This is a genomic window from Polaromonas sp. P1_G1, from assembly GCF_056405595.1.
Genome location: NZ_JBFUBU010000055.1, coordinates 21,571 through 47,201 on the forward strand (window position 1 = coordinate 21,571; position 25,631 = coordinate 47,201).

At 68.0% G+C, this 25,631-nt stretch carries 23 protein-coding genes; 13 read left to right on the forward strand and 10 right to left on the reverse strand.

All coding sequences use genetic code 11. From position 1 onward, the window contains the following. Window positions 1-227: 227 nt before the first annotated feature. On the reverse strand, window positions 228-779 hold the full coding sequence (locus tag AC1D1Y_RS22565; protein WP_477684309.1) for a YceD family protein: 552 nt from the start codon (window positions 777-779) through the stop codon (window positions 228-230). Between the two features lie 26 nt (window positions 780-805). Between AC1D1Y_RS22565 and AC1D1Y_RS22570 the strand changes: the two genes are divergently transcribed. Together AC1D1Y_RS22570 and AC1D1Y_RS22575 are read left to right on the forward strand one after the other, a co-directional pair. Next, on the forward strand, window positions 806-1,426 hold the full coding sequence (locus AC1D1Y_RS22570; RefSeq protein ID WP_477684310.1) for a Maf family nucleotide pyrophosphatase: 621 nt from the start codon (window positions 806-808) through the stop codon (window positions 1,424-1,426). Continuing rightward, window positions 1,423-2,190, forward strand: coding sequence for an SAM-dependent methyltransferase (locus AC1D1Y_RS22575; protein ID WP_477684311.1), 768 nt, complete (start codon window positions 1,423-1,425; stop codon window positions 2,188-2,190). The genes AC1D1Y_RS22570 and AC1D1Y_RS22575 overlap by 4 nt, the downstream gene beginning before the upstream one ends. 64 nt (window positions 2,191-2,254) lie before the next feature. Here AC1D1Y_RS22575 and AC1D1Y_RS22580 read toward each other — a convergent pair whose 3' ends face one another. The 5 genes from AC1D1Y_RS22580 to AC1D1Y_RS22600 form a co-directional block, all read right to left on the reverse strand. After that, window positions 2,255-3,313: a S49 family peptidase gene (locus tag AC1D1Y_RS22580; RefSeq protein WP_477656008.1), complete on the reverse strand. Its 1,059-nt coding sequence runs from the start codon at window positions 3,311-3,313 to the stop codon at window positions 2,255-2,257. Window positions 3,314-3,334: 21 nt separating this feature from the next. After that, the gene (locus AC1D1Y_RS22585) at window positions 3,335-3,700 is read right to left on the reverse strand and encodes a Rieske (2Fe-2S) protein (RefSeq protein ID WP_477684312.1); all 366 of its coding nucleotides are present in this window, start codon (window positions 3,698-3,700) and stop codon (window positions 3,335-3,337) included. Between the two features lie 17 nt (window positions 3,701-3,717). Further along, window positions 3,718-4,377: an HAD family hydrolase gene (locus AC1D1Y_RS22590; RefSeq protein WP_477656010.1), complete on the reverse strand. Its 660-nt coding sequence runs from the start codon at window positions 4,375-4,377 to the stop codon at window positions 3,718-3,720. A 64-nt stretch (window positions 4,378-4,441) separates the two neighbouring features. After that, entirely contained in the window at window positions 4,442-5,056 is a 615-nt protein-coding gene (locus AC1D1Y_RS22595; RefSeq protein WP_477684313.1) for a hypothetical protein, read from the reverse strand. After that, window positions 5,053-6,135, reverse strand: coding sequence for an RluA family pseudouridine synthase (locus AC1D1Y_RS22600; RefSeq protein ID WP_477684314.1), 1,083 nt, complete (start codon window positions 6,133-6,135; stop codon window positions 5,053-5,055). The genes AC1D1Y_RS22595 and AC1D1Y_RS22600 overlap by 4 nt, the downstream gene beginning before the upstream one ends. A gap of 700 nt (window positions 6,136-6,835) precedes the next feature. Between AC1D1Y_RS22600 and AC1D1Y_RS22605 the strand changes: the two genes are divergently transcribed. The 10 genes from AC1D1Y_RS22605 (at window position 6,836) to AC1D1Y_RS22650 (ending at window position 18,134) form a co-directional block, all read left to right on the forward strand. After that, window positions 6,836-10,021, forward strand: a complete 3,186-nt coding sequence (locus tag AC1D1Y_RS22605) for an Rne/Rng family ribonuclease (RefSeq protein WP_477684315.1) — start codon at window positions 6,836-6,838, stop codon at window positions 10,019-10,021. A 121-nt stretch (window positions 10,022-10,142) separates the two neighbouring features. After that, window positions 10,143-10,655, forward strand: a complete 513-nt coding sequence (locus tag AC1D1Y_RS22610; RefSeq protein ID WP_477684316.1) for an RDD family protein — start codon at window positions 10,143-10,145, stop codon at window positions 10,653-10,655. 11 nt (window positions 10,656-10,666) lie between these two features. Further along, window positions 10,667-11,383, forward strand: a complete 717-nt coding sequence (locus AC1D1Y_RS22615) for an RDD family protein (RefSeq protein ID WP_477684317.1) — start codon at window positions 10,667-10,669, stop codon at window positions 11,381-11,383. Beyond that, on the forward strand, window positions 11,380-12,378 hold the full coding sequence (locus tag AC1D1Y_RS22620; RefSeq protein ID WP_477684318.1) for a stage II sporulation protein M: 999 nt from the start codon (window positions 11,380-11,382) through the stop codon (window positions 12,376-12,378). The genes AC1D1Y_RS22615 and AC1D1Y_RS22620 overlap by 4 nt, the downstream gene beginning before the upstream one ends. Further along, window positions 12,368-13,123 (forward strand): hypothetical protein, encoded by a 756-nt coding sequence (locus tag AC1D1Y_RS22625; protein WP_477684319.1) that lies wholly within the window; start codon window positions 12,368-12,370, stop codon window positions 13,121-13,123. The genes AC1D1Y_RS22620 and AC1D1Y_RS22625 overlap by 11 nt, the downstream gene beginning before the upstream one ends. Further along, window positions 13,120-13,917 (forward strand): DUF4129 domain-containing protein, encoded by a 798-nt coding sequence (locus AC1D1Y_RS22630; RefSeq protein ID WP_477684320.1) that lies wholly within the window; start codon window positions 13,120-13,122, stop codon window positions 13,915-13,917. Before AC1D1Y_RS22625 ends, AC1D1Y_RS22630 begins: the two co-directional genes overlap by 4 nt. Next, window positions 13,914-15,140, forward strand: a complete 1,227-nt coding sequence (locus AC1D1Y_RS22635) for a DUF4350 domain-containing protein (RefSeq protein ID WP_477684321.1) — start codon at window positions 13,914-13,916, stop codon at window positions 15,138-15,140. Before AC1D1Y_RS22630 ends, AC1D1Y_RS22635 begins: the two co-directional genes overlap by 4 nt. Window positions 15,141-15,155: 15 nt before the next feature. Next, window positions 15,156-16,151: an AAA family ATPase gene (locus AC1D1Y_RS22640; RefSeq protein WP_477684322.1), complete on the forward strand. Its 996-nt coding sequence runs from the start codon at window positions 15,156-15,158 to the stop codon at window positions 16,149-16,151. Window positions 16,152-16,163: 12 nt separating this feature from the next. Continuing rightward, window positions 16,164-17,531 (forward strand): DUF58 domain-containing protein, encoded by a 1,368-nt coding sequence (locus AC1D1Y_RS22645; RefSeq protein WP_477684323.1) that lies wholly within the window; start codon window positions 16,164-16,166, stop codon window positions 17,529-17,531. Between the two features lie 60 nt (window positions 17,532-17,591). Next, window positions 17,592-18,134, forward strand: coding sequence for a DUF805 domain-containing protein (locus AC1D1Y_RS22650; protein ID WP_477684324.1), 543 nt, complete (start codon window positions 17,592-17,594; stop codon window positions 18,132-18,134). A gap of 33 nt (window positions 18,135-18,167) precedes the next feature. On the opposite strand, the gene AC1D1Y_RS22655 is transcribed toward AC1D1Y_RS22650, so the two are convergent. Genes AC1D1Y_RS22655 through hemC form a run of 4 tightly spaced genes read right to left on the reverse strand, consistent with a single transcriptional unit; the run spans window position 18,168 to window position 22,470 of the window. After that, window positions 18,168-19,457, reverse strand: coding sequence for a heme biosynthesis HemY N-terminal domain-containing protein (locus tag AC1D1Y_RS22655; protein ID WP_477684325.1), 1,290 nt, complete (start codon window positions 19,455-19,457; stop codon window positions 18,168-18,170). A gap of 24 nt (window positions 19,458-19,481) precedes the next feature. Continuing rightward, window positions 19,482-20,648, reverse strand: a complete 1,167-nt coding sequence (locus tag AC1D1Y_RS22660; protein ID WP_477684326.1) for a uroporphyrinogen-III C-methyltransferase — start codon at window positions 20,646-20,648, stop codon at window positions 19,482-19,484. Continuing rightward, complete coding sequence (locus tag AC1D1Y_RS22665) at window positions 20,645-21,478, reverse strand: uroporphyrinogen-III synthase (protein WP_477684327.1); 834 nt, start codon at window positions 21,476-21,478, stop codon at window positions 20,645-20,647. Before AC1D1Y_RS22665 ends, AC1D1Y_RS22660 begins: the two co-directional genes overlap by 4 nt. Then, window positions 21,478-22,470 (reverse strand): hydroxymethylbilane synthase, encoded by a 993-nt coding sequence (hemC, locus tag AC1D1Y_RS22670; protein ID WP_477684328.1) that lies wholly within the window; start codon window positions 22,468-22,470, stop codon window positions 21,478-21,480. Before hemC ends, AC1D1Y_RS22665 begins: the two co-directional genes overlap by 1 nt. A gap of 80 nt (window positions 22,471-22,550) precedes the next feature. Between hemC and ppc the strand changes: the two genes are divergently transcribed. Next, complete coding sequence (gene ppc, locus AC1D1Y_RS22675; protein WP_477684329.1) at window positions 22,551-25,436, forward strand: phosphoenolpyruvate carboxylase; 2,886 nt, start codon at window positions 22,551-22,553, stop codon at window positions 25,434-25,436. Window positions 25,437-25,631 lie beyond the last annotated feature (195 nt).

A 25,631-nucleotide genomic window follows, 5' to 3' on the forward strand; every position in this document is an offset into this window, starting at 1 on the left:
ATGGGGTGTAAGGTTGGTAAATTACGCACCAAATTCCGAGTTCAGACAGCTGGACCTGAATATCGGCCGATGGCAGCCTGGGCGCCATGTCACCGTATTCACCGCATTGGTACGCGAAGCCTTTGATTATAGCTTGATGCGGCGTCATTTTCACTACACCACCTTGTTGCGTGTGAAATGTCGGCCTATTCAAGGGGCTTGTCGCCTGAATATGTAATACCAAATTACTATTTTTTGGTTTTAAGCTGTGCCAGCACGGCAAACGGGTTGGGCTTTTTCTCAGGCTCGCCGGCTTCATCCGGCTCCGCAATGCCACCCGCCTGCAGCTTTGGCGCGACCGGGCATTCCTCATGCATGGGCACCAGGGGCAAGGCCATCAGCAACTCGTCCTCCAGCACGGCGAGCAGATCGAACTGCGGCTCCATCACCAGCAAATCCTCTTCGGACTGGTCGTCTTCGGCCATGGCAATGTCTTCGCTGGCGACAAAACGGTACCACTGGTCGACCTCCACCGGCGTCTCGACCACGCCCATGCAGCGCTGGCAGGTCAACGGAACGGTGCCTCGGGCCTGCAGGTGCAGCCACACCTCGTCGTCCGCGCCGGTGCGCGGGCGCAACTCGCCGAGCGCCTCCCACTGCACCGTCGAATCGGCCCGCAGCCCTTGCGTTTCCTCGGCAAGGCGCTCCATATTCTGTAGCGGAGTGGTTTCAGCGAGCGCCACGCCCTCCTGGGCGAACGCTTTCATGTTGAGCCGGTTGGGCTGAAGGGATCTGGACATGGATGCAGTGTAAGAGAATCGGGGGCATGACCCTTGCCCCCGCTCCCGCCACAAACCGCCCTCTCGTCCTGGGTTCCACCTCACGCTACCGCCGCGAATTGCTGGAACGGCTGCACATTCCGTTTGAAGTTGCCGCGCCCGACGTGGACGAAACCCCGCACCCCGGTGAAGCGCCGCGCGCGCTGGCCGAGCGCCTGGCCCTGGCCAAGGCCCGCGCGGTGGCCGCGGCCTTCCCGGGCGCCGTCGTCATCGGCTCCGACCAGGTGGCCGACCTGGCCGGTGAGCCGCTGGGCAAACCGGGTAACCACGAAAACGCCGTCGCACAGCTGCGCCGCATGCGCGGGCACACCGTGATTTTCCAGACCGCCGTGGCCGTGGTGTGCCTCGAAAGCGGCTATGAGGCACAAAGCCTGGCCCCTGTGAAAGTCAAATTCCGCGACCTGAGCGACGAGGAGATCGAAAACTACCTTCGCATCGAGCAGCCTTACGACTGCGCGGGCAGCGCCAAAAGCGAGGGACTGGGCATCGCGCTGCTGGAATCCATCGACAACGACGACCCGACGGCCCTGGTCGGCCTGCCGCTGATACGCACTTGCCGGATGATCCAGGCGGCCGGCGTCAAGCTGTTGTCGGGAGGCCGGCCATGAGCGCCGCAGCAAAGGGCAAGCTCTACCTGGTGCCCGCGCCGCTCGATTTCGGCTGCGACACGCAGGCGTCGCTGCAGGACGTCATGCCGCTGCAGACGCTGCAGCTCGCGTCGCAGTTGACCTGCTGGATTTGCGAGAACGCCAAAAGCACGCGCGCCTACCTCAAGCGCATCGACGCGCTGCACCCGCTCAGCGCGCCGCTGCAGTCGCAGCAGATCCAGGAACTGCCGCGCGAGGTGCATAAAAAAGGCGACCACAGCGGCAACTTCGACGCCCGCCCGCTGCTGGCGGCCGCCCTGGAAGGCCGCGACATGGGCCTCGTCAGCGAAGCCGGCATGCCGGCAATCGCCGACCCGGGATCGTCGGTGGTGCGCGCCGCGCATGACCTGGGGCTGGAGGTCGTGCCGCTCACGGGCCCGATGTCGCTGATGCTGGCGCTGGCCGCCAGCGGCCTCAACGGCCAGAGCTTCGCCTTTGCCGGCTATGTGCCGCAAACGCCGGCCGAGCGCGTGCAGCGCATACGCGAGCTGGAATCGCTGGCCCTGAAATCCGGCCAGACCCAGCTCTTCATCGAGACGCCCTATCGCAACGCCGCCCTGCTCCAGTCGCTGCTGCAAACTTTGCAGGGCAACACCCGGCTGGCACTGAGCTGCGGCCTGACCCTGGGCGCCGGCTGGTCGCGCAGCGCACAGGTCAGCGCCTGGAAGCGCGACAAGCCCCAGGCGCCGCTGGACTTGCCTACCGTGTTCGGCATAGGCCGTTAAAAAGCGCTTTATGCCAATAAAAAAGCCCGCGTAATGCGGGCTTTTTAACGGGGAAGCGATCCGCTCAGCGCAGCGCGGGAATCGCCTTGAAGGCCTTCATCGCGCCCTCGCCCATGGCGGCGCCGAACTTCTTGGCCAGGCGCTCGGCGACGTTGTCGCGGCGCGTGTAGTCGATGATCTCGTCGGTCTTGACCACCTCGCGCGCGACGTAGTCGAGGTTGCCGAGCTGGTCGGCCAGGCCCAGTTCCACGGCCTGCTGGCCGCTCCAGAACAGGCCGCTGAACATTTCAGGCGTTTCTTTCAGGCGCTTGCCGCGGCCGGCCTTCACCACCGCGATGAACTGCTGGTGGATCTGGTCCAGCATGGCCTGGGCAAACACGCGCTGCTTTTCATTTTGCGGGCTGAACGGGTCCAGAAAGCCCTTGTTCTCGCCGGCGGTCAGCAGGCGGCGCTCCACGCCCAGCTTGTCCATCAGGCCGGTGAAGCCGAAGCCGTCCATCAGCACGCCTATGCTGCCGACGATGCTGGCCTTGTCGACGTAGATCTTGTCGGCCGAGACGGCGATGTAGTAAGCGGCGGAAGCGCAGGTCTCTTCGACCACGGCATAGACCGGCTTCTTGTGCTTGGCCTTCAGGCGCAGGATTTCGTCGTTCATCATGCCGGCCTGCACAGGGCTGCCACCGGGCGAATTGATCAGCAGCACGACGGCCTTGGCGCCTTCGTCTTCAAAGGCCGCACGCAAGGCCGCATTGACAAATTCAGCGCTGGCGTCGGCGCCCGCGGCGATCTCGCCCTTGATTTCCACCACGGCGGTGTGCGGAACCGTCGCGTCGCTGGCGGGCGTGCCGCGGTGCAGCGCCATCCAGACCAGCGCGACAAAGAAAGCCAGCCAGGCCAGGCGCACAAAAGTCTTCCAGCGGCGCGTGGCCTTTTGCTCGTTGAGCGCGGCGAAAGCCAGTTTTTCCAGTGTGGCGCGTTCCCAGCCGGGAGTGGCGGAAGGGTCGGCGGCGGATTTTTTGGTTTGAGCGTAAGGCGGAACGGACTCCGGCTGGTTGGGCCGGAAATCCGACTCGCGCAGTGAATCAGAGTCCATGGGAGGGTCGGGGCGATGGGGGTCGTTCATGGGCGTTAGTTTAGAGAGGTATTAGAACTGTAGCGGTTTAAGGTTGTAAGCAGAATGCCAATAAACAACCCCCTGCGCCTCGGAAAGCTGGATTTTGATCAGGCCGCCCTGGCAGGGCCCGCCCGCGCATTGGCCGGTGTCGGGACGGTAGGCGGCGCCGTGGCTGGCGCACAGCAGCCACTGGCCCTGGTCGTCGAACACGCGGTTAGGTTGCCAGTCCAGTTCCATCGCGACGTGGCTGCAGCGATTGAGGTAGGCATGGACCATACCTTCAAAACGCACGGCGAAGGCGCGGCAGGTCTGCCCCGCGTAGACCACATCGAAGGGCACCGCCAGCCCGCCTTCGAGCAGGTCCCGGCTGTTGCACAGGGCGAGCCGTTCGTCCATGGCCTTAACGCCCGAGATCAACCATGAGCCAACAACCAGTCATGCAGTTCCGGCACCGAATGCGCCACATGGCGCGGCGCCAGCACCGCGAAGGTGTCGGGCTCATGCGCGCCGTAGCTCACGCCCACGCTGGGGCAGCCGGCATTGAGCGCCATCTGCAGGTCGTGGGTGGTGTCGCCCACCATCAGCACGCGCTCGGGCGCGACGCCGAACTCCGCCATCAGTTCGTGCAGCATCAGCGGATCGGGTTTCCCGGCCGTCTCGTCGGCGGTGCGCGAACCGTCGAACATGCCCTTGAGCTCCACCGTGCGCAGCACCTCGTCGAGGCCGCGGCGCGACTTGCCGGTGGCCACCGCGAGCAGGTGGCCGCGCGCCTTCAGTGCGTCGAGCAGTGGCAGCACGCCGCCAAACAGGCTCAGGTCGTCGTAGTGCGCGGCATAATGGTGGCGATAGCGTTCGCCGAGCTGCGGGTATTTTTCTGGCGGCACGTCGGGCGCGGCATGGGCCAGGGCCTGCATCAGGCCCAGGCCTATGACGTAACCGGCTTCCTTGTCGGTCGGCACCGTGCCACCCACATCGCGCACCGCGGCCTGGATGCAGCGCACGATGATGCTGGTCGAATCAAACAGCGTGCCGTCCCAGTCAAAGGCGATCAGGTCGAAATTTCGGGTTTGCATGGGGATATTGTCTTAGGGAAGGCCGGCCTATGCGCGCGCATGGACAAACATTGGGATGCCTGCCTCAGTTGACCTGACGTTTACGGAAGCACCACGACGAGAGCCCGTAAGTTGCACCGAGCAGGGTGCCTGCCAAGCCGAGCAAGGTCAGGTGGAAAAGCGGCCCATAGCTGTCAAGAAATCCCCATTCCGAGTCTTCGTACGGGGACAGGGTACGGGGATTGTAAAAATACAGCGCGTCCCACCCTTGCGTCACTGTCGACGGATTCAGGACCACAAAAGCGCACACGCACACCACCAGGCAGGCCGCCGATCTGGACAAAACAAAACGGAAGGCGGACATGGCGTTCAAGGAAGGCATCAGCTTCTTGTTCAGCAGCCAGAAAGCCACGGCGGCCAACACGGTAGGGAGCGGAACCTGGAACAGGGATTCAAGATTCCCGAACGACAGCCAGAACAGGAACTCCATCAGAAGTGGCCAGAACATCAGCGAGGGCGCCTCACTCCAGCGGAATTCGTTGCGCCCCAAGCCACCCGCCACCAGGTAATAGGCCACACCGTACAGAGCGGGACCGGCAAGGACGAACATCAGCACCGTCCCGGCCAAGCCGCTGAACTTCCCCTTGGTAAGCCCGGCCGCACTCTTTGAATCAAGCGCTTCAGGAGCGTCGTGAATCATGAGGAAACCGACGCCGGCAAAAACTGCTGCAGCTCAGGCGGCAGGGGCGCCTGCAGGTGCACCACCTTGCGCAGCTTGGGATGGTTGAACTTCAGGCTCCAGGCATGCAGGAACATGCGTTTGAGCGGCACGGCGCCGGCCGCGGCTTTCTGCAGCGCCCGGTTCAGCTCGAAATCGCCGTATTTGTCGTCGCCGGCGATCGGGTGGCCTTCATTGGCCAGGTGCACGCGGATCTGGTGCGTGCGGCCGGTCTTGATGGTCACTTCCAGCAGGGTGAAGGGTGTGGCGGGGGCCAGCGGGCTGGCCGGAACCGCCGTCTTGACCTTCACCAGCGTCACCGAGCGCATGCCGTCGGGGTGGTCGTTGTCGACCACTTTCACGCGCCGCTCGCCATCAGGCAGTAAATACTTGTGCAGCGCCTTGTCGATCACACGGTGGTTGGCGGGCCAGGCGCCGCCGGCCAGTGCCAGGTAAACCTTGTCGGTTTCGCGCTCGCGGAACTGTTCCTGCAGCAGCTTGAGGGCCATGCGTCGCTTGGCGATCAGCAAAATACCGCTGGTTTCGCGGTCCAGCCGGTGCACCAGCTCCAGGAAGTCGGCCTCCGGCCGCGCCATGCGCAGCTGTTCGATCACGCCGAAACTCACGCCGCTGCCGCCGTGCACCGCTACGCCGGCCGGTTTATCGATGGCCAGCACGAAGTCGTCTTCAAACAGGATGGGGAATTCGCGGGACGGCGCATAGCCGCCCGTGGTGGAACTGGCGCCGTGGCGGGCGATTTCCTGCGCCATGGCCTCGGCTTTCTGCCCGGCCCGCTCAGAAGTGCGCACCGGCGGCAGGCGCACCACGTCGCCGGCCTCCACGCGCGTGTCGGCCTGCGCCCTGCCCTTGTTCACCCGCACCTCGCCGCTGCGGATGATGCGGTAGACATGGGTTTTGGGCACGCCCTTGAGCTGGCGGATCAGGAAATTGTCCAGGCGCTGGCCGGCGTAGTCCTCGTCGACGGTCACCAGCGTGGCCTGGGGCGCCGCGGGGGCTGCTGCCTGGGGAATGGGCGCCGCCGGGGTGGCAGGTGCAGACACGGCCGCGGACGCCCATACCGGTGTTTTCCCGGGTTTCCTTGCCAAGCCCTTTGCTGACCCTATAATGTGTTTCACTAGCGATGCGCTGTAAGTGGTTGATTTGCCTGGAGTTTAGTCCACGCAAGTCCCCGGCCCTGAAAAGGCGAACAAGCAGCCTCGCTGGAAGGTCGATGCCCACGCCGGCAATTGCCCGCAAGCGACGAGTGCCAGGCACCTCGCGGCGAGCGTCTTTGCACGGTAGACGAGTCGACGTTTTGCGAACACAACTACGGAATACCATGTGTGCAGCCCAAGTCACGAACAACAGGCTGCACGCGGATCCAGCCGAGAACAAGTCCTTTAACGGGTAGCCCTCTGATGACAACACTGGTCAGTCTGATTTATATATGCCTGCGGCGCCTCACGACATTCGTGAGCCCCGCATTCGGCATGAATCAGCCGCCGGCCCTTGTCCAGTGGGCGCAAGCAGCCGCGTTTTGCGCGGCCCCCACCCGTTTGACCCCTGCTCGCTCCATCCACGCGCCTACGCCCAGACCACGTCGCTGACCGATTCATTTCGGTCGGCCGCGCGCTGTCAAAAGCTCTCCGGCAATTCCTCCACGTTCGCACTGCGTCCCTCCGGCGTCGTTGGCCCATTTTGGGCATGTGATTGATGTTTCAGACATGACATCAAAACGAAGAACGATAAGGAAGGCTACCCATGAAACGGATGCTGGTAAACGCCACTCAGGCTGAAGAACGCCGCCTGGCGATCGTCGACGGACAAAAACTCCTCGACTACGAAATTGAAATCGAAGGGCGCGAACAGCGCAAGGGCAACATCTACAAGGCCGTCGTCACGCGCGTCGAGCCCTCGCTGGAAGCCTGCTTCGTCGACTACGGCGAAGACCGCCACGGTTTCCTGCCGTTCAAGGAAATCTCCAAGCAGTACTTCGCCCAGGGCGTGCCGGTCAGCCAGGCACGCATCAACGACGTCATCAAGGAAGGCCAGGAACTGCTGGTCCAGGTCGAAAAGGAAGAACGCGGCAACAAGGGCGCGGCCCTCACCACCTTCGTTTCCCTGGCCGGCCGCTACGTGGTCCTGATGCCCAACAACCCGCGCGGCGGCGGCGTGAGCCGGCGCATCGAGGGCGACGACCGGGCCGAGCTCAAAGAAGCGATGGACCAGCTCGAGTACCCCAACGGCATGAGCATCATCGCCCGCACCGCCGGCATCGGCCGCAGCGCGCCTGAACTGCAGTGGGACCTGAACTACCTGCTCAAGCTCTGGACCGCCATCGACGGCGCCGGCAAGGGCGGCAAGGGCGCTTTCCTGATCTACCAGGAATCCAGCCTCGTGATCCGCGCCATCCGCGACTACTTCAACAGCGACATCGGCGACATCCTGTTCGACACCGACGACGTCTACGAGCAGGCCAAGCAGTTCATGGCCCACGTGATGCCCGAGCACGAGCACCGCGTCAAGCGCTACCGCGACGACGCGCCGCTGTTCAGCCGCTTCCAGATCGAGCACCAGATCGAGTCGGCCTATGCCCGCACCGTGCAGCTGCCTTCCGGCGGCGCCATCGTGATCGACCACACCGAGGCCCTGGTCTCGGTCGACGTCAACTCGGCCCGCGCCATCAAGGGCGGCGACATCGAGGAAACCGCCACCCGCACCAACCTGGAAGCCGCCGATGAAGTCGCGCGCCAGATGCGTTTGCGCGACCTTGGCGGCCTGATCGTCATCGACTTTATCGACATGGAAGAGTCGCGCAACCGCCGCGACGTCGAAAACCGCCTGCGCGACGCGCTGCGCCAGGACCGCGCTCGCGTGCAGTTCGGCACCATCAGCAAGTTCGGCCTCATGGAAATGAGCCGCCAGCGCCTGCGCCCGGCCCTGTCCGAAGGCGCATCGATCCCCTGCCCGCGTTGCGGCGGCTCCGGCCACATCCGCGACACCGAGAGCTCGGCGCTGCAGATCCTGCGCATCATCCAGGAAGAGTCCCTCAAGGACAGCACGGCCTCGGTGCTGTGCCAGGTCCCGGTCGACGTGGCCTCCTTCCTGCTCAACGAAAAGCGCTCCGAGATCGCCAAGATCGAGGTCAAGCAGCGCATCAACGTGCTGCTGGTGCCCAACAAGACGCTGGAAACCCCCAATTACCGCCTGGAACGCCTGAAACACGACGACCCGCGCCTGGACAACATCGCCGCCAGCTACAAGATGGCCGACGAAATCGAGGACCCGACCACCGTCACGCGCCGCAGCCAGGAAAAGCACAACAAGCAGGAGCCCATCATCAAGGGCGTGCTGCCCGACGCGCCTGCCCCCGTGGCCCCGCCCAAGCCCGAAGCCGTGCCGCATGCGGCGCCCAAGGCTGCCGCCCGCCCCGCACCCGTGGCTGCTGCGGCACCCGCTGCTGAAAAAGGCTTCTTCGGCTGGATCAAGGGCCTGTTCGGCGGCGCCGAAGCGCCGGCCCCGGCGCCTGCGGCCAAGGAAGTGAAAAAAGACGAGCGCGGCGAAGGCCGGCGCGAAGGCCGTGGCGCTGAAGGCCGCGGCGGCGAGCGCGGCGAGCGTTCGGACCGTGGCGGCGAACGCGGTGGCCGTGACGGCCGGCGCGGTGGCCGCGGCCGCAGCGAAGGACGCGGCGAGGGCCGCGGCGCCGAAGGCCGTAGCGAAGGCCGCGAAGCACGTCCTGAAGGCCGTGGTGAACGTGGCGAAGGCCGCGGCGGCGAGCGCCGTGAGCGCAATGCCGAAGGCCGCCAGGAACGCCCGGCCGGTGAAGCCCGCGCCGAAGGCGCAGCCGACCAGCCACGCGGTGACACCCCCAACCGTGAAGGCCGCGAAGGCGGCCGCAACCGCCGTGAACGCGGCGAGCGCAGCGGCGAACGTGGCGAGCGCGGTGAACGCATCCAGCGCGATGCCGTAGAGCAGGACCTCGCACTGGCCAACCAGGCCGCCATGGCAGCCGCCATGGGCGGTGACGCCGGCGAAGCACGCCAGGAACGCGCACCCCAGGACGGCGAACGCCAGGGCAACCGCGAGCCGCGTGCCGACCGCGGAGAACGCGGAGAACGCGGTGAAGGCCGCCGTGAACGCGGTGACCGCAACGGCCGCCGTGGCGAGCGCCGCGGCGCAGACCGTCCTGAAGGCGCCGAAGGCCAGAACGCCCCCGCCGAAGGCGCAGTGGGCTTCAACCCCGACGCTCCCGCGGCAGCACCTCTGCTCGACGAAGCCGGCAATGTGATCGCTCCCACGGCCAACGGCCAGGGCGACGAACAGCGCCAGCCGCGCGAGCGCCGCAGCCGCGACCGCTACGGCCGCGACCGTGATCGCCGCGAACGCGGTGAAAACGGCGAGCGCACCGAGCAGCAGCCCGCCGAAGGCGGCGCGGACGCGGCCCCGGCCGGTTTTGCCGAGCCGCGCCAGCAGCCGCAAGCTCCCGAAGAACGCGCTCCGGCAGTGGCCGACTATGCGGCACCCGCGGCCGCCGTGACGCCCGCAGCGCCTTTTGTGCCCGCAGCAGCACCGGTCCCCGCCTATACGGCACCCGTGGCCGTTGCCGCACCGGCACCCGCGCCAGCACCTGTCGTGGCCGCACCGGTCCAGGCCGCAGCACCGGCACCAGCACCTGCGGGCATCACCTTGCCCAAGGTCCAGTCTTACGCGCTGCCTCTCGATGAGCTGGCCCAGGTGGCCCAGTCCTCGGGCCTGCAGTGGGTGAACTCCGACGCGGCCAAGATCGCCGAGGTCAAGGCCGCCATCGCCGCCGAAACCAAGGCTGTGCACGTGCCGCGCGAGCGCCCGCCGCTGGTTGTGGCCGACGAAGGCCCGCTGGTGCTGGTCGAGACCAAACGCGACCTGGGCGCGATGTCCCTGCCCTTCGAAAAGTCGGCGGGCCAGTAAACGCCCCGACCCAGGCCGCATCAACGGCCACCCCCTGAAAAAGCCCGCAAATGCGGGCTTTTTTATGCCTTGAAAACTGGCCCTAGAATCAGGCCAACAAAACTGACAAGGGGGGAAGAGGATGGACAACCCAACGCGTGATGCGCGCTACGCGCCGCCGCAGGCCGTGGTGGAAGACGTGGCCGACGCGGACCAGGGCCCGCAACTGGCCGGCCGCGTCGAACGGCTGGGCGCCGTGATCCTCGACACGGTTTTCCAGAGCCTGGTGCTCTGGCTGGTGTCGATACTGACCCCTTACAACCCCTGGGCCACGCCGGGGGAAAACGCGTGGTCCGGCGTCGACCCGCTGAGCATGGCCGTCGGCACCCTGGTCTTCCTGTTGCTCAACGGCTACCTGCTCGCGACGCGCGGCCAGACGATTGGCAAGGTCCTGCTCAAGATACGCATTACCAGGCCTTCGGGCGAAGCCGTTTCCCCCACGCGCCTGGCCCTGCGCTATGGCGTGGGCTTCGTCGCCACCCTCATCATGGTCGTGGTCTGGATTTATTCGCTGATCGACTGCCTGATGATCTTTCGCAAGTCCCGCCGCTGCCTGCACGACGAGATCGCCGACACCATCGTCATCAAGGCCTGAGACCCCAGCCTGTGGCCACCGCGCGCCTTGACACGCTTTACACGGCCGAAACGCCGGAGGGCATCACCCTGTCCCTGCGGCCCGCCGGCATCGTCGCGCGTGGGCTGGCCTACCTGATAGACCTGGCCATACGCGGCTGCCTGTTCATCGCCGTGGCCATCGCGGTCGGCGTGATGGGCAAGGCCGGGGTGGCCGTACTGCTGCTCGCGTATTTCGGACTCGAATGGTTTTATCCCGTGGTGTTCGAGCTGACCCGCGCGGCGGCCACCCCCGGCAAGCGGGCCATGGGACTGCGCGTGGTGATGGATTCGGGCCTGCCGGTGACGCCCGCCGCCTCGCTGACCCGCAACCTGCTGCGCGCCGCCGATTTCATGCCCGCGCTGTTCGGCGCCGGCCTGGTGTCCATGCTCTGGCGCAATGACAGCAAACGCCTGGGCGACCTGGCCGCCGGCACGCTGGTTGTTTTCACCGATGCCGTCAAGCTGCACGGCGAGGTGCCCCTGTCGCCGCCGCAGGCGCCCGCGCGGCCGCTGTCCGCCGCCGAGCAGGCCTCGGTGCTGGCCTGGGCCGGCCGCGCCACGCGGCTGACGCCCGAGCGCCTCGGCGAGCTTGCCGCCCTGGCCGAGCCAGTGCTGGGCACAGGCGTGCCGGGCAGCAGCGCCACGCAACGCCTGCTGGGCGTGGCGCAATGGCTGATGGGCCGTCGCGAAGGGGATGCGAGGCGATGACACCCCTGCAATTTGAAGCGGCCTATGCGCCGCTCTGGACTGAACTCGAAACCGTCATCGGCGTCGCCGAAACCGAGCGCAAGTTCGACGGCGCGCGGCTGGCCACGCTTTACCGCCGCGTCTGCGAACACCTGGCGCTGGCGCAGGCCCGCGCCTACCCCGTGCACCTGACGCAACGGCTGGAGACCCTGACGCAAAGCGCCCACCGGCTGATCTACCGGCGCCACGACTACGGCCTGGCGCGCCTCGGGTGGCTGGTGCTGGTCGACTTCCCGCAGGCGGTGCGCGCGCACCGGGCCTACCTGCTGGTGTCGGCCCTGCTGTTCGTGGTGCCGCTGCTGGCGGCGGGCCTGGCCACCTACCGCGACCCGGGCTTCATCCTGCACCTGCTGGACGCGGCCCAGGTGCAGAACTTCGACAGCATGTACAGCGACAGCGCCAAGTCCTTCGGGCGCAACCGCGACGCCAGCGGCGACTGGCAGATGTTCGGCTTTTACGTCATGCACAACATCGGCATCGGCTTTCGCTGCTTCGCGGCCGGCATCTTCGGCGGCGTCGGCAGCGCCGCCGTGCTGCTGTTCAACGGCGTGCAGATAGGCGCCGTCGGCGGCTACCTGATCGCCTCCGGCCACGGGCAGAACTTCTGCTCCTTCGTCGTCACCCACGGCGCCTTCGAGCTGACCGCCATCGTGCTCGCCGGCGCGGCGGGATTGCGCCTGGGCTACGCGCTGATCGCGCCGGGCCGCCATACACGGCTCGAGGCGCTGCGGCTGGCCGCCCGCCACGCCATCGTCGTGGTCTACGGCGTCATCGGCCTGCTGCTGATCGCCGCCGCCGTCGAAGCCTTCTGGTCCTCGGCGCGCTGGGTCACCCCCGCCGTGAAATACGGCGCCGGCGCGGCCTGCTGGGCCCTGGTGTTCGCCTACCTGGGCTGGCAGGGACGGCCGCGTGCAGGCGCCGCACCCGCGCGCGAAAGGCAGCGCCATGCAGGTTGATGCGCTGGCCGTCGCGCTGCGGCCCCGGCCCATGGCCGAGGCCGCCGACCTCGGCGTCGCGCTGGTGCGCCGCCACGCCGGCTCCATCTGGCGCACCTTCCTGCCCATGTATGTGGTGGTCATCGCGCTGGTGCTGTGCACCATCGAGTTCGCCTACTGGCTGCCCGGCCTGCTGATTTTCTGCCTCAAGCCCTGGTTTGACCGCAGCCTGCTGTTCATCCTGTCGCGCGCGGTGTTCGGTCAGTCCACGCACTGGAAAGACCTCTGGGAGCACCGTGCCCAGGTGTGGGGCGGGCAGTTGCTGCGCACGCTGCTGTGGCGCCGGCTGTCGCCCTGGCGCTCCTACACGCAGGCCGTGGACCAGCTCGAAGGCCAGCGCGGCGGCGCCCGGCGCAAGCGGCGCGACCAGTTGCTGCGCGGGCGGCGCGGCGCGGGCGCCGGCATGCAGCTGATTTTTTCCAACGTCGAGATCGCGCTGGAATTCGCCCTTCTCTCCATCCTGTTCTGGTTCGCGCCCGAGGGCACTCTCTCGGAACTCTGGCGCTGGCTGATCGCTTCCGAGTCCACACTGCAAAGCCTCAGCCTCGCCCTGGTCTACGCCTTCGCCGTCGGGCTGGTCGAGCCCTTCTTCGTGGCGGCCGGTTTCGCGATGTACCTGAATCGCCGCGTCGAACTCGAAGCCTGGGATATCGAGCAGGAATTTCGCCGCGCCTTCACGCCCGCACCGGCCGGGGGCAGCCCATGACGGCCGCGCGTCCCGCCGCCGCGAAACGCTTTCCCTGGCGGCGGGCCGCAGTCTGCGCCGTGCTGGCGGGCTGTGCCATGGGCATGCCCTCGCGGGGCAACCCGGCCGCAGCGGCGCCGGGCGAAGCGCCCTCGCGCCAGCAGGTGCAGTCGGCCGCCGACCGGGTTCGCGCCGATCCCAACCTGCCCGGCAGCAAGAAAGAAAAAACCCTGAGCTTCAAGGACCGCGAGAAAAAGCCCGAAGACAAAAAGAAGGAGCGCGACAGCTTCGGCTGGCTCAAGGATTTTGTGACCACGGTATCCGAAGGCGCGCGCCTGCTGGTGTGGGCGCTGGGCGCGCTGGCTCTAGCCTGGCTCGTGGTGGGCATACGGCGCTGGGTGAAGGTGCGGGCCGGCGGCGGACGCCACCGCATGGCGCCCCTGCCCAGCCACATCGGCAGCCTGGACATACGCCCCGAAAGCCTGCCCGACGACGTGGGCTCCGAAGTCGCCTCGCTGTGGCAGCGCGGCCAGCGGCGGCCCGCGCTGTCGCTGCTGTACCGCGGCGCGCTGTCGCGCCTGGTGCATCTGCACGAGGTGCCCATACGCCATGCCAGCACCGAGGGCGAATGCGTGGCGCTCAGCCAGGGGCGGCTGGCACCCATGTCGCTGGAATTCTTTTCGCGGCTGGTGGCTGCCTGGCAGCTGGCGGCCTACGGCGGCCGCCTACCGCCCACCGCCGGCGTGCTGGCGCTGTGCGACGAATTTGACGCGCGGCTGGGCGCACCGGCCGGGCCGGCGAAGGCGGCGCCATGAGGGACCGGCTGATCCTCATCCTGCTCGGCGTGCTGCTGCTGGCCGGCGGCGTCTGGCTGATGTCGGCCACCGAATGGGTCGACGTCGACGTCCCCACGCCGGCCAAGGGCGAGGCCCTCACCAACCCGCTGTACGCCACCGAAAAACTGCTGGGCGCCCTGGGAGCGAAAGTCGTGCGGCGCACCAGCCTGGACGCCATGCCGCCGCCGCAGGCGCGGCTGGTGCTGGTGTCGCGCAACTGGGACCTGTTTCCCGAGCGCAGGCAGCGCCTGCGCACATGGGTGGCGCAAGGTGGACACCTGGTGATCCCCGGCTTCCTGGCCGGCCACGAATCGCTGAAGGGCTGGCTGCCCGTTACGGAGCAACGCCCCCTCAAGTTTGAGCCGCCCGCGATGCCGCCGCGCCCCTTGGGCAAGCCCGCCAAGGACACGGATTGCCGCGCGCTCGAGGAACCCGCCGACGTCACGTCCAGTTACGGCGACAGCCGGGTGTTTCGCGCCTGCGGCGCGTACTTCAGCTCCCAGTACCTGCCGGTGAACCGGCAGGCCGCACCGCTGTGGGCGCTGCAGGGCATGGCCGGCACCGAGGCCGTGCGCGTGCAGGTCGGCCAAGGCACGGTCACCGTACTCGGCGGCTGGGGCCTGCTGAACAACAGCAACCTGCTGCGCGCCGACAACGCCCTGCTGGCGGCCGCGGCGCTGCAGGCGCGCCCCGGTGCCGAGTTCTGGTTTGTCGCCGAAGAAGCCAGGGAGCCCTTCGCGCCCTGGCTCTGGCACCAGGCCTGGGCGGCGTTGCTGCTGGGCCTGCTGGCCCTGGCGCTGGCCCTGTGGCGCGCCGGCGTGCGCTTCGGCCCGCTGGCGCCTTCGGCCCCCGCCCACCGGCGCTCCATGGCCGAGCAGGTGCGCGGCACCGCGCGCTTCCTGCACATGCACGGGCCCAAAGCCCTGCATGCGGCCCAGCTTCGCGCGCTGCACGCGTCGGCCGCGCGGCAGCTGCCGCGCTTCTCACAGCTGGCCCCGGCGCGCCGCACCCAGGAGATCGCGCGCGCCACCGGCCTGGACGCGCAGGTGCTGGAACGCGCGCAGGCCGACAGGGCGCGCAACCGCGGCGCGCTGGCCGCCGACCTCGAACTGATAGAAACCGCCCGCCGGCGGCTCGATGCGCGCGAACCCGCCGCATCACCGGCTCCTTCATCCGCTCCTTCATCCGCCTCTTCACCCTGAACCCGAGAAACCACCATGTCATCAATTCCCAACGAAGAACTGATACGCGCGGCCGAATGGCTGCAGACCCTGCGCCACGAAGTCGGCAAGGCCGTGGTCGGCCAGAAGGAAGCCGTCGACCAGACCCTGGTGGCGCTGGTCGCGTCCGGCCACGTGCTGATCGAGGGCGTGCCCGGGCTCGGCAAGACGCTGCTGGCGCGCGCACTCGCGCAGGCCATGAGCCTGCGTTATGCGCGCGTGCAGTTCACGCCCGACCTGATGCCCTCGGACATCACCGGCCATTCGGTGCTGGACCCGTCGACCCGCGGCGAATCCGGCATAGGCACGCTGCGCGTGCACCAGGGGCCGGTCTTCACCCACCTGCTGCTGGCCGATGAAATCAACCGCGCGCCGGCCAAGACGCAGAGCGCGCTGCTCGAAGTGATGCAGGAATACCAGGTCACGCTGGAAGGCCGGGCCATGCCGCTGCCGCGCCCCTTCATGGTGATGGCCACGCAAAACCCGATAGACACCGAGGGCACCTACCCCCTGCCCGAGGCGCAGCTCGACCGTTTCCTGCTCAAGATCAACATTGCCTTCCCCAGCCATGCCGAAGAAAAAGCCGTGGTGCAGCTCACCACCGGCCAGCGCGCCGGCAACCAGCTGCCGCTGGACGCCGTCAGGCCCTGCCTGGACGACACGCAGGTGCTGGAGCTGCAGCGCCTGGCCAGCCTGGTGCAGGCGCATGAACAGGTGATCGACTACGCGGTGCGCATCGCCCGCGCCACGCGCGACTGGCCCGGCCTCTCGTCCGGCGCGGGGCCGCGCGGCACCATGGCGCTGGTGCGCGCCGCGCGCGCCGGCGCGCGGCTGGCCGGGCGCGACTTCATCACGCCCGACGACGTGGCGCGCCAGACCCTGCCGGCGCTGCGCCACCGCGTGATGATTTCGCCCGACGCGCAGCTCGAAGGCCTCAGCGTGGACGACCTGCTGCGCAGCGCCCAGGGCAGCGTGCAGGCGCCCCGCCTCTAAAGGCCGGCACGCATGCGCTGGCTGGTGATTCCCACGGCAGGCATGGTCCAGGCGCTGGCCGGCGCAGCCGTGGCCGCTTCCCTGGCCCTGCTCGCCGGCCTGCCGGTGGGCACGGTGGCCATGCTGGCCGGCGCCGTGCTGCTGCCGGCGCTGGCCTGGGCGCTGTTCGACCTCTGGCGCAGCCTGCGCCTGTGGCGGCAGGCGCCGCTGCGCATAGAGCGCACCTTGCCCGGCGCCTTTTCGCTGGGCGTGCCGACCGTGCTCACGTTGGTGCTGGTCAACGAAGGCCCGCGGGCCTGGGCCGTCACCGTCTTCGACGAGGTCGACCCGCGCTTTGCCTTCGAGGGCCTGCCGCAGTCCCTGCGCATCCCGCCGGCCTCGCGCGCCGAACTGCGCTACACGGTGACCGCGCGCGAGCGCGGCGTGGCCCTGTTCGGCATCACCCAGCTGCGCTGGCGCAGCCGCGGCGGCTGCTTTGAGGTGCAGCAGCCGCTGGGCCAGCCCGGCAAGCTGCGTGTGTACCCCAACTTCGCCGCGTTGGCGCGCTACGCCTGGCTTTCCGGCGACCGGCGTCTGGCCCAGATCGGCATCAAGACCTATGTGCAGCGCGGGCTGGGCACCGATTTCCGCCAGCTGGCCGACTACAAGACCGGCGATTCGCTGCGCCACATCGACTGGAAAGCCACGCTGCGCCACCAGCGGCCCATCGTGCGCGAATTCCAGGACGACCGCGACCAGTGCGTGTTTTTCCTGCTCGACTGCGGCCGCCGCATGCGCGCCGATGAAGGCGGGCCCGAGCAGGACGGCCAGGGCAGCAGCCATTTCGACGAGGCCCTCAACGCACTGATGCTGCTGAGCTACGTCGCCCTCAAGGAAGGCGACGAGGTCGGCGCGATGACCTTCGGCGGCGTGCCCGGGCAGCGCCGCGACTTCGCGCCGCGCAAGGGCGCGGCCACCCTCAACGCCCTCATGAACCGCCTGCACGACATCCAGCCCGGTGCCATGCATTCGGACTACCTGCTGGCCGCGCAGGAACTGCTGCGCGTACAGCGCCGGCGCGCGCTGGTCATAGTGCTCACCAACTTCCGCGACGAGGACGCGGCTGAACTGCGCCCCGCGATCAAGCTGCTGCGCCGCCAGCACCTGGTGCTGGTGGCCAGCCTGCGCGAGCGCGTGCTGGGCCGCATCGCCGGCCAGGCCCTGTCCACCCCCGCGGACGCGGTGGACGTGGCGGCCGCCCACCTGTTCGCGCAGTCGCGGCGCGATGCCTTCGCGCGCGTGGTCGGCCAGGACCCGCTCTCCATGGATGTGGAGCCGGCGCAACTGGCCGTTTCGCTGGTCAACCGCTACCACGCGGTCAAGCGCGCCGGGCTGCTATAGGGCTTCCACGGAGGCCCCGGCAACGGTTATCCTTCGGTTCTCAACAACAGGAGGGATGAGATGTCTGAAGCAGTGAACCCGTATGCAGCGCCCAAGGCCGTGGTGGCCGACGTTTATGACGATGAAGCGGGCGTGCAGCCCGTCAAGCTGTTTTCCGCCAAGGGGCGGGTCGGCCGGCTGCGCTACCTGGCCTACAACCTGGGCAGCTACATTCTCATGGTGGCGGCCGCCGCCGTGCTGGGCTTTATCGCCGGCGCCCTCGGCTTCCCCAAGGCAGCCGTCGTGCTCGGCGTGCTGGCGGTCATCCCCTATTTCATCTTCATCGTGCTGATGACGATACAGCGCAGCCACGACATGGGATGGACCGGCTGGACGGCGATCCTGGCCCTGATTCCCTTTGTGGGACTGATCTGGCTTTTGAACCCGGGCACCAAGGGCGGCAACCGCTTCGGCGCGCCCCCGCCGCCCAACACCACGATGGTCAAGATCGGCGGCCTGGCCTTCCCCGTCATCATGGTGGTCGGCATCATCGCCGCCGTCGCCTTGCCGGCTTACCAGGGTTACACGCAGCGGGCCAAGGCGGCCCAGGTGGTCAAGCCTTAAACCTGCCGCAAGCGCGCGCGCCGGAAACTGTTTTCAGATCTGCGCGGCGCGCTTGTAAGCCTGGGCGGCGGCGGCTTCGTCTTCGCGCTGCTCGGCCAGCAAGGCCAGCGCGCGCCAGGCATTGCGGTGCAGCGTGACGTCCTGCAGGGCCGGGGCGGCCTGCGACAGCAGTTGCCGGGCCTTGCCCCAGAGCTGGCGGCTCAGGCAGGCCATGCCCGCCAGGTACTGCAGGTTGGCGTCGCGCGGGCGGCTCAGCTGCGCCGCCTCGATGCGCGCCAGCCAGGCCGCGTCCAGCGAATCCAGGCCGGCCTCCAACACGCTGATCAGCTTGATGCGCAGGTTGTCGCCGATGTCCGAGCGCGGCTGCATCATCGCGTCCCAGACCTGAAGCAGCCAGGCGCGCGCCAGTTCCGGCTCGCCGTGCAGTGCCATCAGGCGCGACGCGGCGTGCACCACCAGCTCGGGCATGGCGCGCTCTGCCTCGTCGAGTGAGAACCAGGCCTGCTGCAGCTGCGCCGGGTCGTGCGCGTCGTTGAGCAGTTCCAGCGCCAGGCCGCGGACGATGCTTTGCGCCGCCGCCTGCGAAAACGCGCGGTGCTTGGCCAGCAGGCGCGCGGTTTCCAGCGCCTGCGAAGTCCGCCGCGCATGCCGCGAGGCGCGCAGCTTCATGCGCAGGGCCAGCGTGCGGCGTGATGCGCCCTGCGGCAACTGGGCCAGCCAGTCGAGCGCGGCGCCGGCATCGCGGTCGTCCAGCGCCCAGCGCGCCGCGCGGAACTGTACGCCCTCGCGCACTTCTTGCGCGTGGCGCGGGGCCGAACTTTGCAGCGCCTGGTGCAGGTGCTGGTCGCGCAGGCCCTTGTTCTGCAGGGACTGCGCGGCCTCGGCCACCAGCAGGTGGGCCAGCGCGCGCAACTGGCTGCCGCGGCTGGCGCTGTGGCCTGTCACGTGGCCGTAGTGGTCAGCCAGCGGGCGCAGGCTTTTTTCCTGCGCCAGCGCGTTTTGCGCCGATTTGGTCGAGCGTATGTAGCGCCCGGCCAGCAGGTGGGCCAGCGAATCCATCAAGGCGCCGTACATCGCGCGCTCTTTTTGCTGGGCGCGCCAGCGCCGCGCTTCGGCCGGCAGCGAGAACACCGCCGACACCGCGCGCAGCGCCAGGTACAGCACGAAGAACAGGCCGGCCAGCAACAGCACCATCAGGTTGAAGGAAATGTCGACCCGGTGCGGCGGCCAGAAGATGGTCACCACTGCCTGGTTGTTGCCCGCGAACAGCGCCACGGCAACCGCCACGCCAAAAAGGGCCAGTAGCCAGAGAGCGGCGCGCATGCGTGTGTCCTGCCTTTAGGGAAATCAGCGGCCCGCGGCCGCCGTGGCCAGCGCGGCCATGGTTTCGTCAAGGCGCGGCAGCTCACTGGTCTTCAGCTGGCCCTGCACCTGGGCCAGCAACTGGGCCGCGGCCTGTGTCTTGCGCGAGCTGGGGTCGAAATACTTGCCCAGCCAGGCGCCGGCGCTGGCAAGGTCGGCGCGCACAGAATCGGTCTGGCGCGACAGCAACGCCAGGCGCGCATTGAGCAGGCGCAGCTTGAGGTTTTCACGCAGGAAGAAGGATTGCTCGGGCGACAGCAGCGCCGCCTCGGGCTGCTCGATGCGGCTCACGCGCAGCAGTTTGCGCCCCTCTTCGCGCAGGTTGTCCAGCGTGCGCTGCGACCAGGCGTCGAACGAAAGTTTGTCGAACAGGCCCATCGAAGGCTTGTCGGCCGCCGGGGCGCTGGCACCAGGGCGCACGGCGGGGGCGTGTGCCGGCGCGCTCAGGGCCGGCGCCGCACGCAGGGAATTGTTGGCCACCATGGCATTGGCCACCGGCAGCTCGTCGGCCATGCGGGCCAGTTCGTCGAGCTTGAGCATCAGCACCGGCACGTCGGTCAGCGTCGCGGCCTTGATGCGGTCCATGTCACGCGCGATGGCGCGCTGCAAAGGGTTCAGGCGCGGCTGGGCGGCGCGCGCCAGGCGCTGGTCGGCAGACTTCAGCGCGGCCAGCAGCGGCTCGGCGCTGCCCGTGAGCTGGGCCTGCTGCTGCGCCAGGCGCAGCGCGGACTCGACGTCCACCACCAGGTTTTCATCGCGCGAGCGCGACAGGCTCTGCATCAATTCTTCAAGCTGGGTGCGCTGCAGGCTGACCTCGCTGATGCGGGTTTCCTGGATGGCCAGCCGCGCCGAGAGCTCGCGGGCGGCTTCCTGGGCCTGGCGCGCCAGGGCGCGCGCTTCGATGGACTGCGTGCCCGAATCCATGCTGCGGCGCGCCAGTTCTTCCTGGATATTGCCGAGCTTTTGCCACAGCAGGCCGCTGGCCAGCAGGCCGCCGGCCGCCAGCACGCCCACCCCCAGCGCCCACTTGCGGGGCACCAGCCAGACGTCGGGGGCCGCGATCGGCGGTTCGGCCACGACCAGCGCGCGCTCCAGCACAGGCTGGTTGTCGGGCGTGGAGGGGCTGGGCTGGGCTGTGTGGGGATCGCTCATGGATAAAGGGATTCTATCGAGGCCAATGTGTCCCTGATGTCCTTCAGGGCGGGACGTGACGCCACAACAACACCCCAGCCGGCAGCCCGCACGGCCTCCTCAATCCGCGGGTGCGTGGCCACCGCGCGGGCCTTGCGCCAGTCGACGCCGGCCAGCGCCGGCAGGCGCGTGAGGTTGGCCAGCGCCTCCGAGCTGCTGAACAACCAGACCGAGCCGTCCGCGCTGGCGGCGCGCGCGCGCGCCACTTGCTGCTCACTGAATTGGGGTGCGCGGCGCTGGTAAACGCCGACAAAATCCACCTGTGCGCCGGCGGCTTCCCACTGGCGGGCGATCCAGTCGCGTCCCGACGACACCCCGCCGCCCGCGGCATCCGGGCTTTCGCCGCGCACCACCAGCACACGCCGGCCGCGCCAGTCACGCTCACCGACCACGGCCCACAGGGCTTCAGAGTCAAACTGCCCGGCGGTGTCGGCCGGCGCATCGACCTGCGCGGCGGGCACGCCCGCCGCCAGCAGCGCCGCCACGGTGCCCGGCCCGGGCGCCATCAGGCGCAGGGACGGCGGCAGGCCTTCAGCGCTAGCCAGGGGGGTTTTGAAAAAATATTCCACCGCATTGCCGCTGACGAACATGCAGGCCGCATAGCCGCCCAGCGCCTGCCGCGCCCGAGCCAGCGCGGCGCTGTCGGCCGCGGGAGCGATGGCTATGAGCGGCAGGGCTTCGGCTGCGAAGCCCTCCTGCCGCAGTTGCTCCACCCAGTGTTGCGCATCGGCCGCCGGCCGCGTCACGATGACGGGGGCCGCACCGGCCGCAGGCACCGGCATCCGCGGCATCAGGCGTCCGGGCCCTTGCCGGCCCACACGGCGCCGCCGGCGCGCAATTGCGCCGCCACGGCTTCACCCAGGGCCTCGGCCTCGGCGAAATTGCGCACCTGGGCGGCCTGGTTCACCCGCACCAGCGGCGCCAGCGGGCCGGCGGCGGCCTGGGTAGGCGCCTCGGCCGTGGCCGGGTCGCCCCAGGCGGCATTGAGCTGCATCGCATCGCCCGCCGCTGCGCCTTGCGTGAAGGCCGCCAGCGGCATGGAGCAGCTGCCGCCCATGGCGCGCGACACCGTGCGCTCAGCCGTCACGGCCAGCCAGGTCGGCATATGCGCCAGCGCGGCCAGTGCGGCCAGCAGGTCGGTGCGGTCGGCGCGCACTTCAATGCCCAATGCGCCCTGGCCCGCTGCGGGCAGCATCTGGGCCGGTTCAAAAGTGGCGCGTATGCGCGACTCCAGGCCCAGGCGTTTGAGGCCCGCGGCCGCCAGCACGATGGCGTGGTACTGGCCTTCGTCGAGCTTGCGCAGGCGCGTATCGAGGTTGCCGCGCAGCGGCTGTATCACCAGGTCGGGCCGCAAGGCCTTGAGCAGCACCAGCCGGCGCAGGCTGGAGGTGCCCACCACCGCGCCCTGCGGCAGATCGGCCAGCGTGGCGAATTGATTAGAGACAAAAGCATCGCGCGGATCCTCGCGCTCCAGCACGCAGGCCAGCGCAAAGCCCTCTGGCAGGTCCATGGGCACGTCTTTCAGCGAGTGCACGGCGATGTCGGCCCGCCCTTCGCTGAGCGCCACCTCGAGTTCCTTGACGAACAGGCCTTTGCCGCCGACCTTGCTCAGCGAACGGTCCAGGATCTGGTCGCCCTGGGTGGTCATGCCCAGCAGTTCGACCTGCCAGCCCAGGCGCGCCTGCAGCAGCGCCTTCACATGCTCGGCCTGCCATAGGGCCAGGCGGCTCTCGCGCGTGGCGATGACCACCTTCTTGATATCAGGGGACTTGGATTCAGACACTGCGGACACTCGTAACCTGCTGGTAATACATGGGGGGAAGTGAATGCTAGCATGCGAGGATCAAGAACTAGAGGGTAGAGATGGTCACTTCCGCGCGCGCCAAGAAGCTACAACAACACGCCGGTGAGGGCGCCAGGGACGGCGCCGCAGCCGCCGTTCCCAAGGCCTCCACCCGTTCACGGGACAACGAACGGCCGCTGGTTGAAGATATTCGCCTGCTGGGCCGCATCCTCGGCGACGTGATCCGCGAACAGGAAGGCGTGGCCGCCTACGAGCTGATAGAGCAGGTGCGCAAGCTGTCGGTCACCTTCCGGCGCGACGCCGACCCCGAAGCCGACAAGGCGCTCAAGAAGCTTCTCAAGGGCCTGTCCGGCGACCAGACCGTCAGCGTGATCCGCGCCTTCACCTACTTCAGCCACCTGGCCAACCTGGCCGAAGACCGCCACCACATCCGCCGCCGCGCCGTGCACGAACGCGCCGGCGACACCCAGGAAGGCAGCATCGAGGTCGCGCTGGCCCGGCTGCGCTGGGCCGGCATCTCGACCCGCACGATCTCCAACACGCTGGCGCACAGCTTCGTCTCGCCGGTGCTCACCGCCCACCCCACCGAAGTGCAGCGCAAGAGCATCCTCGACGCCGAGCGCGACATCGCCCAGCTGCTGACCGCGCGCGACGACATCAAGGCCCTGGCGCTGGCCCACAACGCCGCCAAGGACGCCCTCACGCCGCGCGAGCTGGCCGCCAACGAGGCGCAGCTGCGCGCCCGCGTGATGCAGCTGTGGCAAACCCGGCTGCTGCGTTTTTCCAAGCTCACCGTGGCCGACGAGATCGAAAACGCGCTGAGCTACTACGAAGCCACCTTCCTGCGTGAGATCCCCAAGCTCTACGCCAACCTCGAGCGCGAACTCGGCAACCAGCCGGTGCACAGCTTTTTGCGCATGGGCCAGTGGATAGGCGGCGACCGCGACGGCAACCCCAACGTCAGCGCCGAGACCCTCAACTACGCGCTGGGCCGGCAGGCCGAGGTGGCGCTGCGCCACTACCTGACCGAAGTCCACTTCCTGGGCGGTGAACTCTCGCAGTCGGCCATGCTGGTCGACTTCAGCCCCGAAATGCGCGCCCTGGCCGAAAGCTCGCCCGACACCAGCGAGCACCGCAAGGACGAGCCTTATCGCCGCGCACTGACCGGCGTCTACGCCCGACTGGCCGCCACCCTGAAAGACCTGACCGGCGGCGAGGCCGCGCGCCACGCCGTCGCGCCGCAAAACGCCTACCTGAAGTCCGAAGACTTCCTGGCCGATTTGCGCACCGTAGAAACCTCGCTCCGGGCCCACCACGGCGAAGCCATCGTCGCCCAGCGCCTGCACCCGCTGATACGCGCGGTCGAGGTCTTCGGCTTTCACCTGGCCACCGTCGATTTGCGCCAGAGCTCCGACAAGCACGAGGAAGTGGTGGCCGAATTGCTGGCCGTCGCGCGCATCGAAGCGCACTATGCCAAGCTCGATGAAGCCGCCAAGCGCGTGCTGCTGGTGGGCCTGCTCAACGACGCGCGGCCGCTGCGCGTGGTCGGCAGCGACTACTCGGCCCACGCGCAAAGCGAACTGGCGATTTTCGAAGCCGCCCGCACGGCGCGCGCGCGCTTCGGCAAGGAGGCGATACGCCACTACATCATCAGCCACACCGAAACCGTGAGCGATTTGCTCGAGGTGCTGCTGCTGCAAAAAGAAGTCGGCCTGATGCACGGCACCCTCGACGGCAACGCCACCAACGATCTGATCGTGGTGCCGCTGTTCGAAACCATCGAAGACCTGCGCAATGCCGCGCCCATCATGCGCGAGTTCTACGCGCTGCCCGGCATCGCCCAGTTGGTCAAGCGCAGCGGCGCCGAACAGGACATCATGCTCGGCTACTCCGACAGCAACAAGGACGGCGGCATCTTCACCAGCAACTGGGAGCTCTACCGCGCCGAGATCGCGCTGGTCGAACTGTTCGACGTGCTGGCCAACTCGCACAACATCCAGCTGCGCATGTTCCACGGCCGCGGCGGCACGGTAGGCCGCGGCGGCGGCCCCAGCTACCAGGCCATCCTGGCCCAGCCGCCCGGCACGGTGCGCGGGCAGATACGCCTGACCGAACAGGGCGAGGTCATAGGCTCCAAATACGCCAACCCCGAGATCGGCCGGCGCAACCTGGAAACCCTGGTCGCCGCCACGCTGGAAGCCACGCTGCTGCAGCCGACCAAACCGGCGACCAAGGCCTTTTTGCAGGCCGCGGCCGGTTTGTCGGAAGCCAGCATGGCGGCCTACCGCGCGCTGGTTTACGACACCCCCGGCTTCACCGAATATTTCTTCAGCGCCACGCCGATACGCGAAATCGCCGAACTCAACATCGGCTCGCGCCCGGCCTCGCGCAAGGCCTCGCAAAAGATCGAAGACCTGCGCGCCATTCCCTGGGGTTTCAGCTGGGGCCAGTGCCGCCTCACCTTGCCAGGCTGGTACGGCTTCGGCTCGGCCATCGCGCAGATGCTGAACGAAGGCGGCACGCCCGCCGCGCGCAAGGAGGCGCTGGCCCTGCTGCAAAAAATGTACAAGCAGTGGCCCTTCTTCCGCACCCTGCTCAGCAACATGGACATGGTGCTGGCCAAGAGCGACCTGGCGCTGGCCTCGCGCTATTCCGAACTGGTGGGCGACGCGCGCCTGCGCAAAAAAATCTTCAGCGCCATTGAGGCCGAATGGCACCTCACGGCCGAAGCACTGGGCCTGATCACCGGCGAAAAACAGCGCCTGGCCGGCAACGCCGCGTTGCAGCGCTCCATCCGCCACCGCTTTCCCTACATCGACCCGCTGCACCATCTGCAGGTCGAGCTGGTGCGGCGTTATCGGGCGGGGCAGGCTGACCAGCGGGTGCAGACGGGTATTCATATTTCGATTAATGGCATCGCGGCCGGCTTGCGCAACACGGGCTGACGCCGGGTCTTGCGCCGGCTGCGCGCCCTCGCCCTCTGCATAGGGCTGCTGGCCGGGGGTTGCCCGGCGGCAAGTAACTTTCTTTTGCTTCGCCAAAAGAAAGTCACCAAAGAAAAGGCGACCCGCAGTCTGGGTCCCTACGCTTCGCTACGGGCAACCTGCGGTGCTCGACTACGGCGGGGTCTCGCGCAAACT

Excerpts from the sequence above, each read along its gene's own strand:
- AC1D1Y_RS22585 (WP_477684312.1), bottom strand. The coding sequence starts at position 3,700 with ATGGACGAACGGCTCGCCCTGTGCAACAGCCGGGACCTGCTCGAAGGC.
- AC1D1Y_RS22580 (WP_477656008.1), bottom strand. The coding sequence starts at position 3,313 with ATGAACGACCCCCATCGCCCCGACCCTCCCATGGACTCTGATTCACTG.
- ppc (WP_477684329.1), top strand. The coding sequence starts at position 22,551 with ATGGTCACTTCCGCGCGCGCCAAGAAGCTACAACAACACGCCGGTGAG.
- AC1D1Y_RS22655 (WP_477684325.1), bottom strand. The coding sequence starts at position 19,457 with ATGCGCGCCGCTCTCTGGCTACTGGCCCTTTTTGGCGTGGCGGTTGCC.
- AC1D1Y_RS22660 (WP_477684326.1), bottom strand. The coding sequence starts at position 20,648 with ATGAGCGATCCCCACACAGCCCAGCCCAGCCCCTCCACGCCCGACAAC.
- AC1D1Y_RS22575 (WP_477684311.1), top strand. The coding sequence starts at position 1,423 with ATGAGCGCCGCAGCAAAGGGCAAGCTCTACCTGGTGCCCGCGCCGCTC.
- AC1D1Y_RS22635 (WP_477684321.1), top strand. The coding sequence starts at position 13,914 with ATGAGGGACCGGCTGATCCTCATCCTGCTCGGCGTGCTGCTGCTGGCC.
- AC1D1Y_RS22605 (WP_477684315.1), top strand. The coding sequence starts at position 6,836 with ATGAAACGGATGCTGGTAAACGCCACTCAGGCTGAAGAACGCCGCCTG.
- AC1D1Y_RS22640 (WP_477684322.1), top strand. The coding sequence starts at position 15,156 with ATGTCATCAATTCCCAACGAAGAACTGATACGCGCGGCCGAATGGCTG.
- AC1D1Y_RS22650 (WP_477684324.1), top strand. The coding sequence starts at position 17,592 with ATGTCTGAAGCAGTGAACCCGTATGCAGCGCCCAAGGCCGTGGTGGCC.
- AC1D1Y_RS22625 (WP_477684319.1), top strand. The coding sequence starts at position 12,368 with ATGCAGGTTGATGCGCTGGCCGTCGCGCTGCGGCCCCGGCCCATGGCC.
- AC1D1Y_RS22665 (WP_477684327.1), bottom strand. The coding sequence starts at position 21,478 with ATGCCGCGGATGCCGGTGCCTGCGGCCGGTGCGGCCCCCGTCATCGTG.
- AC1D1Y_RS22645 (WP_477684323.1), top strand. The coding sequence starts at position 16,164 with ATGCGCTGGCTGGTGATTCCCACGGCAGGCATGGTCCAGGCGCTGGCC.
- AC1D1Y_RS22565 (WP_477684309.1), bottom strand. The coding sequence starts at position 779 with ATGTCCAGATCCCTTCAGCCCAACCGGCTCAACATGAAAGCGTTCGCC.
- AC1D1Y_RS22630 (WP_477684320.1), top strand. The coding sequence starts at position 13,120 with ATGACGGCCGCGCGTCCCGCCGCCGCGAAACGCTTTCCCTGGCGGCGG.
- AC1D1Y_RS22595 (WP_477684313.1), bottom strand. The coding sequence starts at position 5,056 with ATGATTCACGACGCTCCTGAAGCGCTTGATTCAAAGAGTGCGGCCGGG.
- AC1D1Y_RS22570 (WP_477684310.1), top strand. The coding sequence starts at position 806 with ATGACCCTTGCCCCCGCTCCCGCCACAAACCGCCCTCTCGTCCTGGGT.
- AC1D1Y_RS22610 (WP_477684316.1), top strand. The coding sequence starts at position 10,143 with ATGGACAACCCAACGCGTGATGCGCGCTACGCGCCGCCGCAGGCCGTG.
- AC1D1Y_RS22620 (WP_477684318.1), top strand. The coding sequence starts at position 11,380 with ATGACACCCCTGCAATTTGAAGCGGCCTATGCGCCGCTCTGGACTGAA.
- AC1D1Y_RS22590 (WP_477656010.1), bottom strand. The coding sequence starts at position 4,377 with ATGCAAACCCGAAATTTCGACCTGATCGCCTTTGACTGGGACGGCACG.